General features: G+C 41.9%; 12 protein-coding genes. 2 read left to right on the forward strand and 10 right to left on the reverse strand.

The genetic code is table 11. The features are described from left to right. Positions 1–30 precede the first annotated feature (30 nt). The 8 genes from rodA to leuS all read right to left on the reverse strand — a co-directional run bounded on the left by rodA (position 31) and on the right by leuS (position 8,958). A complete protein-coding gene (gene rodA / locus ACKLNX_RS14940; RefSeq protein ID WP_411693932.1) occupies positions 31–1,149 on the reverse strand; it encodes a rod shape-determining protein RodA in 1,119 nt (372 codons plus the stop codon). Continuing rightward, on the reverse strand, positions 1,139–3,103 hold the full coding sequence (mrdA, locus tag ACKLNX_RS14945) for a penicillin-binding protein 2 (protein ID WP_412972930.1): 1,965 nt from the start codon (positions 3,101–3,103) through the stop codon (positions 1,139–1,141). Before mrdA ends, rodA begins: the two co-directional genes overlap by 11 nt. Before the next feature lie 28 nt (positions 3,104–3,131). Next, positions 3,132–3,602, reverse strand: coding sequence for a 23S rRNA (pseudouridine(1915)-N(3))-methyltransferase RlmH (rlmH, locus tag ACKLNX_RS14950; RefSeq protein WP_412972931.1), 471 nt, complete (start codon positions 3,600–3,602; stop codon positions 3,132–3,134). Positions 3,603–3,638: 36 nt separating this feature from the next. Next, complete coding sequence (gene rsfS, locus ACKLNX_RS14955) at positions 3,639–3,956, reverse strand: ribosome silencing factor (protein ID WP_411693929.1); 318 nt, start codon at positions 3,954–3,956, stop codon at positions 3,639–3,641. An 8-nt stretch (positions 3,957–3,964) separates the two neighbouring features. Beyond that, complete coding sequence (gene nadD / locus ACKLNX_RS14960) at positions 3,965–4,639, reverse strand: nicotinate (nicotinamide) nucleotide adenylyltransferase (RefSeq protein ID WP_412972932.1); 675 nt, start codon at positions 4,637–4,639, stop codon at positions 3,965–3,967. 3 nt (positions 4,640–4,642) lie between these two features. Beyond that, the gene (gene holA / locus ACKLNX_RS14965; RefSeq protein WP_412972933.1) at positions 4,643–5,674 is read right to left on the reverse strand and encodes a DNA polymerase III subunit delta; all 1,032 of its coding nucleotides are present in this window, start codon (positions 5,672–5,674) and stop codon (positions 4,643–4,645) included. Then, positions 5,674–6,261: an LPS assembly lipoprotein LptE gene (lptE, locus tag ACKLNX_RS14970; RefSeq protein WP_412972934.1), complete on the reverse strand. Its 588-nt coding sequence runs from the start codon at positions 6,259–6,261 to the stop codon at positions 5,674–5,676. The genes holA and lptE overlap by 1 nt, the downstream gene beginning before the upstream one ends. Before the next feature lie 72 nt (positions 6,262–6,333). Next, on the reverse strand, positions 6,334–8,958 hold the full coding sequence (leuS, locus tag ACKLNX_RS14975) for a leucine--tRNA ligase (protein ID WP_412972935.1): 2,625 nt from the start codon (positions 8,956–8,958) through the stop codon (positions 6,334–6,336). A 505-nt stretch (positions 8,959–9,463) separates the two neighbouring features. On the opposite strand from leuS, the gene ACKLNX_RS14980 reads away from it, so the two are divergent. Next, complete coding sequence (locus ACKLNX_RS14980; protein ID WP_412972936.1) at positions 9,464–11,878, forward strand: Lon protease family protein; 2,415 nt, start codon at positions 9,464–9,466, stop codon at positions 11,876–11,878. Positions 11,879–11,902: 24 nt separating this feature from the next. Here the strand turns inward: ACKLNX_RS14980 and ACKLNX_RS14985 are convergent, their stop codons facing one another. Beyond that, positions 11,903–12,685: an SDR family NAD(P)-dependent oxidoreductase gene (locus ACKLNX_RS14985; protein ID WP_412972937.1), complete on the reverse strand. Its 783-nt coding sequence runs from the start codon at positions 12,683–12,685 to the stop codon at positions 11,903–11,905. A 95-nt stretch (positions 12,686–12,780) separates the two neighbouring features. Then, positions 12,781–13,077, reverse strand: a complete 297-nt coding sequence (yhbY, locus tag ACKLNX_RS14990; protein ID WP_411693922.1) for a ribosome assembly RNA-binding protein YhbY — start codon at positions 13,075–13,077, stop codon at positions 12,781–12,783. Between the two features lie 301 nt (positions 13,078–13,378). Here yhbY and ftsH point away from each other — a divergent pair, with 301 nt between their 5' ends. Further along, positions 13,379–15,310 (forward strand): ATP-dependent zinc metalloprotease FtsH, encoded by a 1,932-nt coding sequence (ftsH, locus tag ACKLNX_RS14995; protein ID WP_411693921.1) that lies wholly within the window; start codon positions 13,379–13,381, stop codon positions 15,308–15,310. Positions 15,311–15,412 lie beyond the last annotated feature (102 nt).

Consider the following 15,412-nt stretch of genomic DNA (forward strand, 5'->3'; position numbering starts at 1 on the left):
GTTTGTGATTTTGCAATCATCCAAGCACTTTTAACGAGACATTAAACGTCGCTGCGTACTTATTGACATTAGGATACCAAAGCCTGCTAGCAAGGTCACCATCGATGTTCCACCGTAACTTACCAAAGGTAAAGGTACGCCAACAACCGGTAATAATCCGGATACCATACCCATATTCACAAAAACATAAACGAAGAAGGTCAATGTGAGGCTACCCGCGAGTAACTTACTGAAAGCATCTTGGGCATGATTCGCTATCATTAAGCCACGAATAATAATGCACATGTATATGAATAATAGTCCTATTACGCCAACCAGACCAAATTCTTCGCTAAACACTGCGAATATAAAATCAGTATGTCGTTCTGGCAAGAACTCTAGTTGTGATTGTGTCCCTTGCAACCAGCCTTTGCCACTCACTCCGCCTGAACCAATCGCAATTTTTGATTGAATAATATGGTATCCAGAGCCAAGGGGATCGCTTTCTGGGTTCAAAAATGTCAGGACGCGTTGCTTCTGATAGCCCTTCATTAAGAAGAACCACATGATTGGGGCAAATGCTCCAGCAAGTGTACTCACGATAATGATTAAACGCCATGTCATGCCAGACAAAAACAAGGCAAAAATACCAGAGCTAGCTACTAATAAACTGGTACCAAGGTCGGGTTGTTTGGCTATTAATATCGTTGGTATAAATGCGATAACAAAACCAATCGCGATATTTCGCGAGCGCGGAGGCAAGCTAAATTTACTGATATACCAAGCCACCATCAAGGGCACTGCGAGCTTCATAACTTCGGAAGGTTGGAAGCGGATCACGCCCAGATCCAACCAGCGTTGAGCGCCTTTTCCGACAACACCTATTAGTAATACAAGCAGCAGCATTACCAAGCCAAAACTATAAAAGTAAACGGCAAGTCTACGATATGCCATCGGCGGTATTTGGGCTAAAACGAACATCACAATCAGCGCAATGCCTAATCGAGTCAGTTGTCGATTTACGAGTGCCCAATCTTGCCCACCGGAACTATAAATAGTCACTAGGCCAATACCCATCAAACAGAAAAGAGCAAACAACAAAAAGCCATCGATATGAAGTCGTTCTAACATTGTTGTTTTTACTGTTGAGAATTTTGCTTCAGCCACCATTTGTCTCCGTGGTAATTGTTGCTACAGCTTTAGATGGAATTTGGTCTTTTTCAGAAATCAGTATCGATTCGACGTTGCTGTCTAAAGCAATTCCTTTGGGTTTTATCTCGTTAAAATAATAATCCATGATAATTCTGGCCGCTGGTGCAGCGTTGGAGCTACCACCACCCGCATTTTCTATTACAATCGACATGCTTATTTCTGGCGCTGTATAAGGTGCATAGCCAACATACATTGCATTGTCCTTTAGACGTGCTGAAACATTTTCCTCTTCGTACTCGGCATCTTGAGCGACAGAGAACAATTGAGCGGTTCCCGTTTTTCCAGCGGACTCATAGTCGGTGTTTTGAAAGGCGGTTCTTGCCGTTCCATGTTGACGATTAACTGTGCCATACAAAGAATCGAGTACGATATCCCAATTCTTTTCATCAACGATAGGAATAGGGGATTGAACTACCACGGGGATCTTGTCGACTCCTCCTTCTAGCATGAATCCTTTGATTATGCGCGGAGTGTGTCGTTGACCTTTATTGATAAGGAAGTTTAAAGATTGTGCGAGTTGCAAAGGTGTGGCATTCCAGTAACTCTGGCCAATACCAACAGGGATGGTGTCGCCAATATACCAAGGCTCATTGAAACGCGCTCTTTTCCATCCACGGCTCGGCATGTTTGCGCTGGACTCTTCCGCTAGGTCGATCCCCGTTCTGCGACCAAAGCCAAATTTTTCCATCGATTCGCTAATGCGGTCAATACCTAGTTTGTAGGCTAAGTCGTAAAAGAAAATATCACAGGATACTTCAATCGATTTGGTGACATTGACTTTGCCATGGCCGTATTTTTTCCAATCACGCCATACATGATCAACATTATTTAAGCGGTAAGTACCACGATCTTGTATTTCAGTGTCTTTATCTATGAGGCCTTCCTCTAAACCTAGCAAGGCAAGGTGAGGTTTTACAGTCGAGGCTGGAGGATAACGCCCTTGAGTCGCTCTATTTAACAAGGGACTATTCTTAGACGCTAATAGTTTGTTGTACTCTGTTTGGCTGATGCCATGGACAAACAGGTTAGGGTCATAACTAGGCCCACTATACAAAGCTAAAATAGCACTGTCATTTGGATCTGTGACAACGACTGAACCTCGTCTGCCGGCTAGGACTTCTTGAGCTTTCTTTTGTAAGTTAATATCAATATTAAGCACTATATCTTTGCCCGGTATTGGCGGCTCAAAGCTCAATATTCTGATAATACGACCTTGATTGTTTACCTCAACTTGCTGATAACCAACTTCTCCATGCAAAATTCTCTCGTGGAACTTTTCAACACCTTGCTTACCGATATCATGTGTAGCGGCATAGTTTGCAAGCTGTTCGTTTTCTTCAAGTTTTGCTAAATCTCTTTTATTAATCTTAGCTACGTATCCCAACATATGCGTGAGTGTATCTTTAAATGGGTAGAAACGAGATAATCTAGCCTCAATACTGACGCCTGGAAATTTATGTTGCTGCGCTGAAAATAGAGCAACATCGTCGTGGGATAATTGTTCGCGTATGGAAAGGGGTTTAAAACGTCGCTGTCGTTTTAAACTATTGTTAAATTCATTAACTTCATTTTCGCTCAAAGACATCAACTCGCTGAGCTGTTCAATTGTGGCATCCAAGTCATCGACGTCTTCAGGTGTTATTTCTAAACTGAATACGGGTTTGTTTTCGGCTAGTATGACACCATTGCGATCATAAATTAGGCCCCGATTCGGTGCAACTGGAAGCACCTTAATTCGATTTCCATTTGAGCGGGTTTGATAGTCTTCATATTGACGTACCTGCAATTGATAAAGGTTCGCAATGATGACGAGCATGAGAAAGCTAACAAATATAAAAGAAACAACAGTGCGTCTGGCAACCAGATTCGCTTCTGCTGTGTGATCTCTTATCGTTTGACGCTTTGGTGGCATATACTACTCTTGGCTTTACGAGCTTGGTTTATTCTCGATGGTAAGGATGATTCTGTGTCACAGACCAAGCGCGATAGATACTTTCAGCAACAATAACTCTCACCATAGGGTGCGGCAAGGTTAGTTTGGACAACGACCATTTCTGCTCAGAGGCCATTTGACACTCTTCCGATAAGCCCTCGGGCCCACCGATAAGCAGGCTAACGTCACGGCCATCCATCTTCCACTTCTCTAATTGCTCCGCTAATTTTGGCGTGCTCCAACTTTGGCCGAGCACTTCTAAGGTCACAACTTTGTTTCCTTTAGGGACTTGTTGTAAACAGCGTTGCCCCTCTTCGTAAAGAATACGTTTTACATCAGCATTTTTACCCCGTTTACCCGGAGCAACTTCAGTAAAGTACAATTGGCAGTCGGCAGGAAACCTGCGCACATATTCTTGTGTGCCTTCGACAACCCATTTGGGCATTTTGTTCCCTACCGCGATAACTTGAATGCGCATTTTGCAGATAACGACCTTGTTTAGCAGCTTATAATGCTATTGCCAAAGCTTCTCAAGTTGATAGAAGTCACGTGTCGCGTCCTGCATTACGTGCACAACAACATTACCTAAATCGACTAATACCCACTCTCCGGTGTCTTTACCTTCAACGCTTAGTGGCGGCGTGTTGGCAGCTTTCATTTCAACAACAAGATTCTCAGCAATTGATGAGACATGTTTTTTTGAGTTTCCTGAACACACTATAAGGGTATCAGTTATCGTAGATTTACCATCGACATCTATTGTTACGATGTCTCTTGCTTTCATGTCTTCAAGTTTGTCGATGACAGATTGAATGAATTCACTTTGCTTCAATGTGATTCCTAGGGTTTAATTCGTTCATATAATTGGTGTTGTTTTATATATTCCAACACCTCTAAGGGTAACAATTCGCCAGTTTCTAAGTATTGGTAATCTCCTTGTTCGAGTTTCTCACGAATCAAGGTTGATGAAACCGCTACGGTAGGAAAATGACAAGACACCACAATACCGTTATTTATTGATAATGCCTCTTTGTCTGCTAAGGATACAGCATCATTAGGCCCACATGAAATATATTGCGTCACTTCTTGCAATTTATTTAAAGGTCGGTTGTTTCTATTTAGCACAATAATGTTACAAAGCTTCAGAATTTCTTGCCATTGATACCAGCTTTTGAATGATTGAAAGGAGTCGGTTCCCATCACAAAATTGAGAGTGCACTGGTGAATTTCTTTCAGTTTCTTCAAAGTGTTGCAGGTATAGCTCACATCATTGCAAGTCAATTCAATATTTTCAATATATAAAGACGGCTCCGATTTACAGAGAATATCCAACATGGCTAAACGATGCTGAGCGCTTACATTGATTAACTTTTTATGGGGTGGAATATGACACGGCATCAAGCCAACTCTGCTAATGTCGAGCGCAGTCATTGCTTGTTTTAAGGGCTTTAAATGGCCCCAGTGAGGAGGATTAAAAGTGCCACCAAATAATGTGATCGCTGGTGTTGAATTCATGGTTTAATTTAACGGCATGTTTTCAAGTGGAGCTGGCAAAAACAACAAAGCTAAATGACTCAACAATATATATGGCCGGGCAGTTGTCTCACTTTTCAAAATTAAGTCAGCTTGTTGCAGATGTTGGTTGAGTATGTTGACATGTTTTGGACTGAGTCGTCTCAATGTGTTTTTATAAAGAACCTGCTTGTTCTGCCAAATACGCAATTTATTGAAGTTAATATTGCCTTCTAAGCTCTGCATTGCTTGGCACTCTGCTAAGGTCTGCGCTTCTTTTATTAGATTCCAAAGCACAATATTGGGTTCAACGCCTTCACTTTCTAAGCGATACAAAATTTTAATTGCTTTTTGAATATCACCCGCTAGCAAGTCGTCGACAAATTGGAATACAGTGAATCTAGACTGATCGACCGTTCCCGCTGCGAGGGTCTTTTCGTCAACTTGTTGGCCATTGTCAGCATACATTAATGCTAATTTTTCGATCTCTTGTTTTGCAGCAAGCAGATTGCCTTCGCTGAAATCAGCTAATAGATTTACACCCGCTGGGTTAATATTGACATCTAGTGCACGGCACCTTTGTTCTATCCATTGGACTAAGGGTCGGCCTTCCAGAGGGTAGCAAATAGAGAATAGCCCCTCTTTATCAAGCGCTTTAAACCATTTTGCCTTTTGAACATCCTTCCCAATCTTGGGGCCTTGAATGACAATTAAGGTATCAGGAGACGGGTTTTCAGCAATTGCGCTCAATACCTTGCTACCTTCAGCGCCTGGTTTGCCTGTTGGAAGTGTCAGTTCAATGTACTGTTTGTCTGAAAACAGGGACATGGATTGTGTTGCATCGATGAGTTGAGACCACGAAAAGTCGCTATCAGCAACCAATGTTTGGCGCTCATCGAAGCCTTGAGATTTCGCTAGGGAGCGAATCGAATCTATCATGTCCAACTTTTGTTGAGGCTCATCACCAAAGATCAACATAAAGGGGGCTAAGCCCTGTTGTTTTATGTGTTGATCAAATCGATTCGGATAAACCTGCATTAGCCTTTTTTCTCTTTCAATTTGGCTGCGGCTCGTGCTTTTCTTTCTTCAATTGACACGAGTGCCTGCGAATATTGGCTAGAGAGTAAACGAATGATGCGATCTGCTGACTCCGCTCGCATCTCATCAAGTACGAGTTCTAGTTCTCTGGACTTAGCAAGTACTTGGTCAGGGTCATCCTGATATTCTCTTGCCACAGTCATGGAAGCATTAATTGGCTCAGCAAAAGGAAAAACAACTTCATAATCAACCGAATAAACAAGCTCATACTCAGCAACTTGTCCACTTGAAAATACAGATAGTAATCGGCGTTCAAGTTCTTCTGGCTGTAATTTTATCAATACGACAGTTGTTGGTTCGATGCCAGCAGGAATCGTTTTCTCGCCGACAATACTGTTAAGTTGATATACTGGAAGGCGATCATCTAGCGCTCTTGATAGTGGTAAATAATCAAATTGAGAGAGAATAACAACATTACTCAAAAAGCTAGGAAGTGCCTGAGAGCCTCTTAATTTAAAGCCGCAACTAGACATGAGACTAGCCACTACCGCGACGACAAAAATCACTCTCAGCTTTCTAAGTGCCATGCAAATAAACGAGCCACTATTCATAGGCCGCTTATTTGTGCTGTTTAATCTATTAATCAATTTGCTACTCCGTTAATTTGCCACAATGTTGACAAGTTTTCCGGCAATATAAATCACTTTTCTAAGCGTTTTACCTTCGATGAATGGTTGCACATTTTCTTGGGCTAGGGCTTCTTTTTGCGCATCTTCACTACTAATATCAGCAGGTACCGTCATTTTTGCACGAACTTTACCATTGACTTGCACGACAATTAGTTTTTCATCTTCAACCAATGCTGAACTATCCACCTGAGGCCAAGCTGAAGTTTGAAGTTCACCTTCGCCGCCTAACAAGTTCCAAAGCTCTTCACAGATATGCGGTGTGATTGGATTTAGGAGCTGAATCATTGCCATTAAGCCTTCACGCTGCAGGGCAATATCTTGATCGTCATTCATTTCTGCTTTTTGCAGGCTATTCAATAACTCCATTACCTTCGCGACAGCAGTGTTGAAAGTTTGTCTGCGACCTAGGTCATCGGTCACTTTTTCGATAGTTTGATGAATTTCTCTGCGTAAGGCTTTTTGTTGCTTAGTGAAAGCAGCTAAATCCAAGGTCGGTATTTTACCCTTACTTTCGCAAAGTTCATTGTGTTCATTCGCTAAACGCCAGAAACGTCTTAAGAAACGGTTTGAACCCTCAACACCTGAGTCAATCCATTCCAATGTTTGTTCTGGTGGCGCTGCAAACATTGTGAACAATCTAACCGTATCTGCGCCGTAAACATCAATTACTGCTTGAGGGTCGATACCGTTGTTCTTCGATTTGCCCATTTTAATCATGCCAGCATGTTCAACTTCGGTGCCATCGGCCAGGGTTGCTTTGCAAATGCGCCCTTTATCATCTTTCTCAACGGTAACGTCGCTAGGCGCGTGCCAAATTTCCTTACCTTTTTCATCTTTCGTGAAGAAGGCATCGGCTAATACCATGCCTTGACATAGTAGTTTCTTAAACGGTTCATCACTGGTCACTAAATCTTCATCACGTAAAAGTTTGTGGAAGAAACGTGCATAGAGTAAATGTAGAATAGCGTGTTCAATACCACCTATGTATTGATCAACAGGCAACCAATAATTAGCTTCTTTAGGATCAAGCATCGCATCCGAAGGCGCTGAAGCATATCTCGCGTAATACCAAGAGGATTCCATAAAGGTATCAAATGTATCTGTTTCGCGGGTTACCGCTTGGCCGTTATGTGTTGCTTTCGCCCATTCTGGATCGGCTTTAATAGGGGATGTAACACCGTCCATAACGACATCTTCTGGCAAAACAACTGGCAGATCTTCTGCGTTTACTGCGAAGGATTCGCCTGCATCATTAGTGACAACAGGAATTGGTGCTCCCCAATATCGTTGACGTGAAACGCCCCAATCGCGAAGTCGATAATTGATTGATTTCTTGCCTTTGCCCAAAGTAGCAAGTTTATCAGCGATTGCGTCAAAACCATCTTGGAAAGACAAACCACTGTATTCACCTGAATTGATTAATGTATTTTTTTCAGTATATGCCGATACAGAAATATCTGCATTTTCGGCATCTTCTGCTTTGAATTCGACGACTTGCAAAATGGGGAGCTTGTATTTCGAAGCGAATTCCCAATCTCGTTGATCATGAGCAGGTACAGACATAACTGCCCCAGAGCCGTAACCCATTAGAACGAAGTTCGCTATCCAGATAGGCATGCTTTCGCCAGTTAAGGGGTGAGTGGCGGTTAAGCCCGTATCCATACCTTTCTTTTCCATTGTCGCCATATCGGCTTCAGTGGTCTTAGTATTTTTGCACTCTTCAATAAACGCCGTGATTTCTGGATTTGACTGAGCTACTTCCAGAGCCAACGGATGTTGGGCTGCAATTGCCAAATAGGATGCACCGTAAAGCGTATCAGGGCGAGTCGTGTAAACTTCAATTTGACTGATGCCAGCGGTTTCTGCTGTTAAATCGAAAGTAACATCGACACCTTCTGAACGGCCAATCCAATTGCGTTGCGCTGTGACAACTTGCTGTGGCCAATCTGTAAGTTTGTCTAAATCAGATAAAAGTTGCTCTGCGTAATCCGTAATTTTAATAAACCATTGCGGGATTTCTTTCTGTTCGACTAGAGCACCAGAGCGCCAGCCGCGACCATCAATTACCTGTTCGTTTGCCAATACCGTTTGATCAATTGGATCCCAGTTTACTGTCGCGTTTTTCTTATAAACTAAGCCTTTATCAAAAAGGCGAGTAAAAAACCACTGCTCCCAACGATAATAATCTTGTTTGCAGGTTGCTAATTCGCGGTTCCAATCATAGCCAAAACCTAATAGGTTTAACTGATTCTTCATATAATCAATATTTTGATAAGTCCATTTTGCCGGTGCTGACTTGTTATTAATTGCAGCATTTTCAGCCGGTAAACCAAATGCATCCCAGCCCATCGGCTGCAAGACGTTCTTACCTTGCATGCGATGAAAACGACTGACAACATCACCAATTGTATAGTTACGAACATGCCCCATGTGGAGGCGACCACTAGGGTAAGGAAACATTGATAAACAATAGAATTTTTCTCTTGTATCATCTTGTTTTGCAGCAAAAATCTGGATTTTATCCCAGTGTGCTTGCGCTGCTTGTTCCACGGCTTTCGGGTTGTATTGGTTTTCGTTCTGGTCTGAATTGGCCATTTATCTCTGAATCTCTAGGCATATTGTTATTTTATTGCCTATAGAATACCTTGTCGGAGGGGCATGGGACAATAGACGAAATGGATAAAGCGACCCAAGTTGATACATTTTTTATATTTTATTTAGAAACAAGCACCTAAATCGGGAATTCAGTGGTGATAAAGTAGGCAAAACTCAAAAGAGAATTAAGATATTCGAAGTCAAGTCATTGCACTGTAAAACACACTCAAAATAACTAACTTGAATGAATGTAAATAAAAGAATTCGAGCACAAAACTCAATCTCAAGAATTTAAACACAGCTACTAAAACAAAACTGATTAAACAAGCTACTGAAACAAAGCTACTGAAACAAATCCACTCACGCAACAAAAGGTTTTCAATTAAATTGACACAAAATTACAGCATTCTTGTAGCACATCAATTAACATGCATTGGTAGAAAGCATATCTTGCATTCGTGTGCTCAGAAAATATAAAAATAAAAGAAAGAAGAAAATACTATTTATGGTTGCAAAACTCACAACAGTCGAACAAAACATTCAAAAATTGAGCATCGCAGCGGCCGATCTAAGCGCCAATGTGGATGGTGATATGTTCAACATAGCGATGGAAAGTCAAGCTGGTGAGACAGCACTCATTGGACAAAACCGTGCTAAAGAAGCCTTGAGTTTTGGCCTCGGTGTCAATTCAAAGGGCTACAATTTATACGTCATGGGCGAACAGGCCACTGGCCGTTATACCTTAGTTCACAATTTCATTAACCAACAAGCCCATCAAGAGCCCACGCCAAATGATTGGTGTTATCTGAACAATTTTGACGATGAGCGCCAACCAATCGCGCTACAACTGCCGACAAGTCAAAGTAAAGGGTTTGTGGAGGATATAGAAAATTTACTCGATGAATTGATGGATACCTTCCCAGCAGTTTATGAAAACCCAAGTTATCAGAGGCGCAGGGCTGCTATCACGCGTGCAAACGAGCAACGTTATGATAAAGCGATTGATGAGGTCGAAAAAATAGCACTAAGCAAAGGCGTTTCATTAGTTGAGGAAGATGGCAGCATAAGCTTTTTGCCGATTATTGATGGAAAGCCGATAACTGATGCGGATTTTGCGCAGCGAAGTGATGAAGAAAGACAAGTTTACTACAGCTTAATTGATGAATTAGAAGAATGTCTAAGTGAAGCCTTAATTGAAGTGCCATTGTGGCAACGAGATAGTGCAGAACAACTTCGAAAACTCAAGCGAGAAACTGCAGAGCAGGGGATCAGACCCTTGTTAAAAGAATTAGAGCACAAACATGCTGGCGACATAGCAATATTGAAACACCTAAAGCAACTCAAACCCCACCTTATCGATACAGTCACTGAGTTGTTGGTTCCAGAAACAAAAGAAGAAAAACAAGACGATTTAGACACACATGCGATTCTTGTAGATACATACGTACCTAATGTGTTGGTTCGACACACCATTGACGCTGGAGCGCCGATTGTCTATGAATCTAATCCAAGTCATCAAAATCTTTTTGGTAAAATCGAATATACAAGTGTGCAGGGCAGTGTCTACACCAATTACCGAATGATTACGCCGGGTGCTTTGCACAAAGCAAATGGTGGTTACTTACTGCTTGATGCCGATAAATTAGTCGAGCAACCCTACGTTTGGGAATCCTTAAAGTTAGCTTTGAAATTCGGTCAGTTAAAAATGGAGTTGCCACAACAAGATTTTGGGATGGTGAATTCAATTACACAAACGCCGCAAATCATACCGCTAAAAGTAAAAGTTGTTTTGTTAGGGTCGCGTGAACTTTATTATGCGCTACAAGACTACGACGATGAATTTAAAGAACTATTCAGAGTATTAGTCGATTTTGATCATGAAATCCCGCTGAATCAACAAAATCTGAATGATTTCGTCACTCGTGTAAAAGCCCATGTCACTCACATCGGTTTACTCAATATCGATGCGGGTGCTGTTCGCCGTTTAATAGAACACAGTTTGCGCTTAGCTGAACATCAATCAAAACTGAGCGCACGATTTGCAGACGTGATTGAGTTAATCAATGAAGCTCAATATTTTTGTTTGCAGCAACAGCAAGCGGAACTTCAAGCGATCCATATTGAAGCTGCGCTTGCGGCGAAAAAGAATCGAACCGGCCGCGTTAGTGAATCGTTATTAGAAGACATTAAAGAAGGACATGTTCTTATTAATACCGACGGAGAGGTAGCAGGTAAAGTTAATGGGCTGACTGTGCTAGAAGTTGGAGATACAGCATTCGGAACACCGGCTCGCATCACTTCGACTGTATACGCGGGTTCGAATGGCGTTATCGATATTGAGCGAGAAGTGGAACTCGGGCAATCAATACACTCCAAAGGTGTCATGCTGTTAACAGGTTACCTTGGGCATAAATACGCGCAGTTTTTCCCTCTCACGCTTTCTGCAAATATCGCGCTAGAACAATCCTATGGTTATATCGATGGTGATAGTGCGTCATTAGGAGAACTCGTTGCGCTTATTTCTGCATTAACAGAATTGCCGGTTGATCAAGGTTTAGCGGTAACAGGCTCGATTAATCAATACGGTGAAGTACAAGCCGTTGGTGGTGTGAATGAGAAGATTGAGGGTTATTTCTCGCTGTGCTTGCAGCGTGGCTTAAACGGCAAGCAAGGTGTGATCATTCCCAAATCGAATGCCTTGAATTTAGTGTTAGATAATGAAATTACAGAAGCCGTTCAACAAGGACTATTTCATGTATACGCCGTCAGTTCTGTCGATGAAACCTTGTCTCTGTTAATGAAGAAAGAAGCTGGGGAGTTGAATAAGAAAGGACGCTATCCTAAAAACAGCATACATTATGAAGCAGTAAATCGACTCTACAATATTGCTAACATCGTGAATGGAGGAGAGGACGAATAAGTCTCTCTCCTAGTTCGCAAAAAGTTATTTAGGCGGCATTCTTAATGCGCCGTCCAAACGCACTGTTTCGCCATTCAAATAAGCATTGCCTGCCATATGTAATACTAGTTTTCCAAACTCCTCGGGTAAACCCAATCGTTTAGGAAATTGTACATTGTGGACCAAAGCATCCTGCACTTTATCAGGCATTGCAAGCAACATTGGCGTACCCATTACACCAGGTGCAATTGTGTTAACACGAATGCTTAAAGGTGCTAAGTCTCTAGCCATTGGCAAACACAAACCGATTATTCCACCCTTACTTGCTGCGTAAGCTGTCTGACCTATTTGACCTTCATAACCCGCAACAGACGCTGTATTAACGATTAAGCCACGCTCATTCGCTTCACCAATAGGCTCATTCTTAGCCATAGCGCTTGCCGCTACTCGAGCTACGTTAAACGTACCAACAAGATTAATATCAATGACTGATTTAAAGTTCGCTAAAGGCATTGCTTCACCTTCGCGATCAAGTGTCCGTTTAGCTGGAGCTACACCGGCACAATTAACGCATAGGCGAATATCTAGCTTACCTTTTGCCAGTTCAGCAACCGCATTTTCAACGCTAGTATCATTAGTCACATCAACTTTAAAAAACTGACAGAATTCAGCACCGAACTCTTCAACTCGTTGCTGACCAGCATCTTCATTAAGATCAAAGATAGCAAGACGGTAACCCGCTTCTCTGAGCACACATGCTGTGGCATAGCCAAGTCCGGAGCAGCCGCCAGTAACAATGGCGATACTGTTAGAGTGATCTGTTGTCATAAATGCCTCATGTTTTTATTTTTAGATAGCTTAAAGCACTCAAGATTTTACGCTTGAGTGCTTTAACATTTTCAACTTGATATTTTTCGAAGTAACTAGCGCTTAGGAATACTGATTTTTCTTTCATCACTTTGGCGATACATAACCAATATATGTCCAATAGCTTGAACTTGTATTGCTTTAGTTTCGCCAATAATAGCATCCATTATTAGCTGTTTTTCTTCTTTGTCGTCACTCGGTACTTTCACTTTGATTAATTCGTGAAAACTAAGTGCATTTTCAATTTCCGCCAAAACACCTTCAGTTAAACCATTATTTCCTAGCTGAACTACTGGTTTAAGTGGGTGTGCGAGGCCTTTTAGATATTGCTTTTGTTTATTTGATAAATTCATTTGTTATCTTTTGTAACGATTAGTTTGTGTTAAACACCTTGAAAAAATGTATTCTACCTCTATCTATACAACATTCCTAATCACATTATACATTGTAGGCAAAAAAGAAGGGTGATGTGAACAGTAATTCAGGCGGATATCACGCTGGAATAAACTGTCTATGTGGACTAGCATAAGATATGTGTATCTTGTGGCGAAGGGCATTAAATTATAGTAATCTTCAAGTCATCTATTGTTCATTAAATTGCGTATAGATGTGTATCGGGCAATTCCAGATTTATTTTATTAGAGGTAAGCAGCGTTGAGCGACATGGCAAAAAATCTCATTTTATGGCTCGTCATAGCAGTAGTGCTAATGATGGTGTTCCAAGGTATAAACGGTTCAGAAGGTGCAACGAATAAGCTCGCTTACTCGACATTTCTAGAGCAGGTCAAGCGTGGCGACATCAAAGAAGTCACTATTGACCAGTCGACAAACGAAATTAAAGGCTTGCGTCGTAACAACGATACATTCGTGACACAAATTCCTTATTTAGACATGAAGTTAATGGATGAATTATTAACCGAAGGTAATGTGATTGTTTCAGGTAAGAAGCCTGAAGAGCAGTCATTGCTAGCTTCGATATTTATCAATTGGTTTCCGATGTTGCTACTTATCGGTGTCTGGATATTCTTCATGCGCCAAATGCAAGGTGGCGGCGGTAAAGGCGCTATGTCTTTCGGTAAGAGTAAGGCTCGCCTACTCGGTGAAGACCAAATCAAAACAACTTTTGCAGACGTAGCGGGTTGTGATGAAGCTAAAGAAGACGTAACAGAACTTGTTGACTTCTTGCGTGACCCAACTAAATTCCAAAAGCTTGGCGGTAAAATTCCTAAAGGCGTATTGATGGTAGGTCCTCCGGGTACTGGTAAAACATTGCTTGCAAAAGCGATTGCCGGTGAAGCCAAAGTACCATTCTTCAGTATTTCAGGTTCCGACTTCGTTGAAATGTTTGTAGGTGTAGGTGCATCTCGTGTGCGCGACATGTTTGACCAAGCGAAAAAATCATCGCCTTGTATTATTTTCATTGATGAGATTGATGCCGTAGGCCGTAAGCGTGGCGCTGGCCATGGTGGTGGTCATGATGAACGTGAACAAACATTGAACCAAATGTTGGTCGAAATGGATGGTTTTGAAGGCCATGAAGGCATTATCGTGATTGCCGCGACTAACCGCCCTGATGTACTTGACCCAGCTCTACTTCGTCCAGGTCGTTTTGACCGTCAAGTAACGGTTGGTCTTCCTGACATCCGTGGACGTGAACAAATTTTGAAAGTGCACATGCGTAAAGTGCCTCTTGGTGACAACGTAGAAGCGTCTATCATCGCTCGTGGTACGCCTGGATTCTCAGGTGCTGACTTGGCTAACTTGGTGAACGAGGCTGCTTTGTTTGCTGCTCGCACGAACAAACGCGTCGTGAGTATGGACGAGTTCGATAAAGCGAAAGATAAGATAATGATGGGCTCTGAGCGCAAGACCATGGTTATGTCTGAAGAAGAGAAAACCAACACGGCTTATCATGAGGCTGGTCACGCTATTGTTGGTAGATTAGTGCCTAAGCATGATCCGGTTTATAAAGTATCAATCATACCTCGTGGAAGAGCACTAGGTGTGACGATGTATTTACCTGAGCAGGATAAGTATAGTATCTCCAAAGAGGAATTAGAATCTAATATCGCCAGTCTATTCGGTGGTCGTATCGCTGAAGAAATCACTCTTGGCGAAGCTGGTGTAACAACGGGTGCGTCAAACGATATCGAACGTGCTACTGATATCGCGAAGAAGATGGTTACTAGTTGGGGTCTTTCATCGAAGATGGGGCCTATCAACTATAAAGAAGAAAACGACGGCATGTTCATGGGGCCTTCAAGCAACCCTATGTCTGCTGAAACAGCTCGAGACATTGATGCTGAAATTCGCTCTATCATTGATCGTAACTATAAATTAGCTGAGAAAATCCTAAAAGACAATATGGATATTCTTGAAGCGATGAAAGATGCGCTGATGAAATATGAAACGATCGATGCTAAACAAATCGATGATTTGATGAATCGCGTTGAAGTTCGTCCTCCTGCTAATTGGGATAACGATGATAAGGCCGATAGCAACAAGCCATCTGGTGGTGCATCACTCAATGCTGGTAGTGAGCCAAAGGACACGCCTGACAGCGATCCGAGTGATGTAACTCACTAATTCAATGCTTTAGTATATTAAAAACGCTGGTTTACGCCGGCGTTTTTTTTATTTCCAAATTAAAAGTTTGTAATTAAGATTTTCTGTTCTAAATATTCAAGA

The organism is Glaciecola sp. MF2-115 (genome assembly GCF_047250385.1).
GTDB lineage: Bacteria > Pseudomonadota > Gammaproteobacteria > Enterobacterales > Alteromonadaceae > Glaciecola.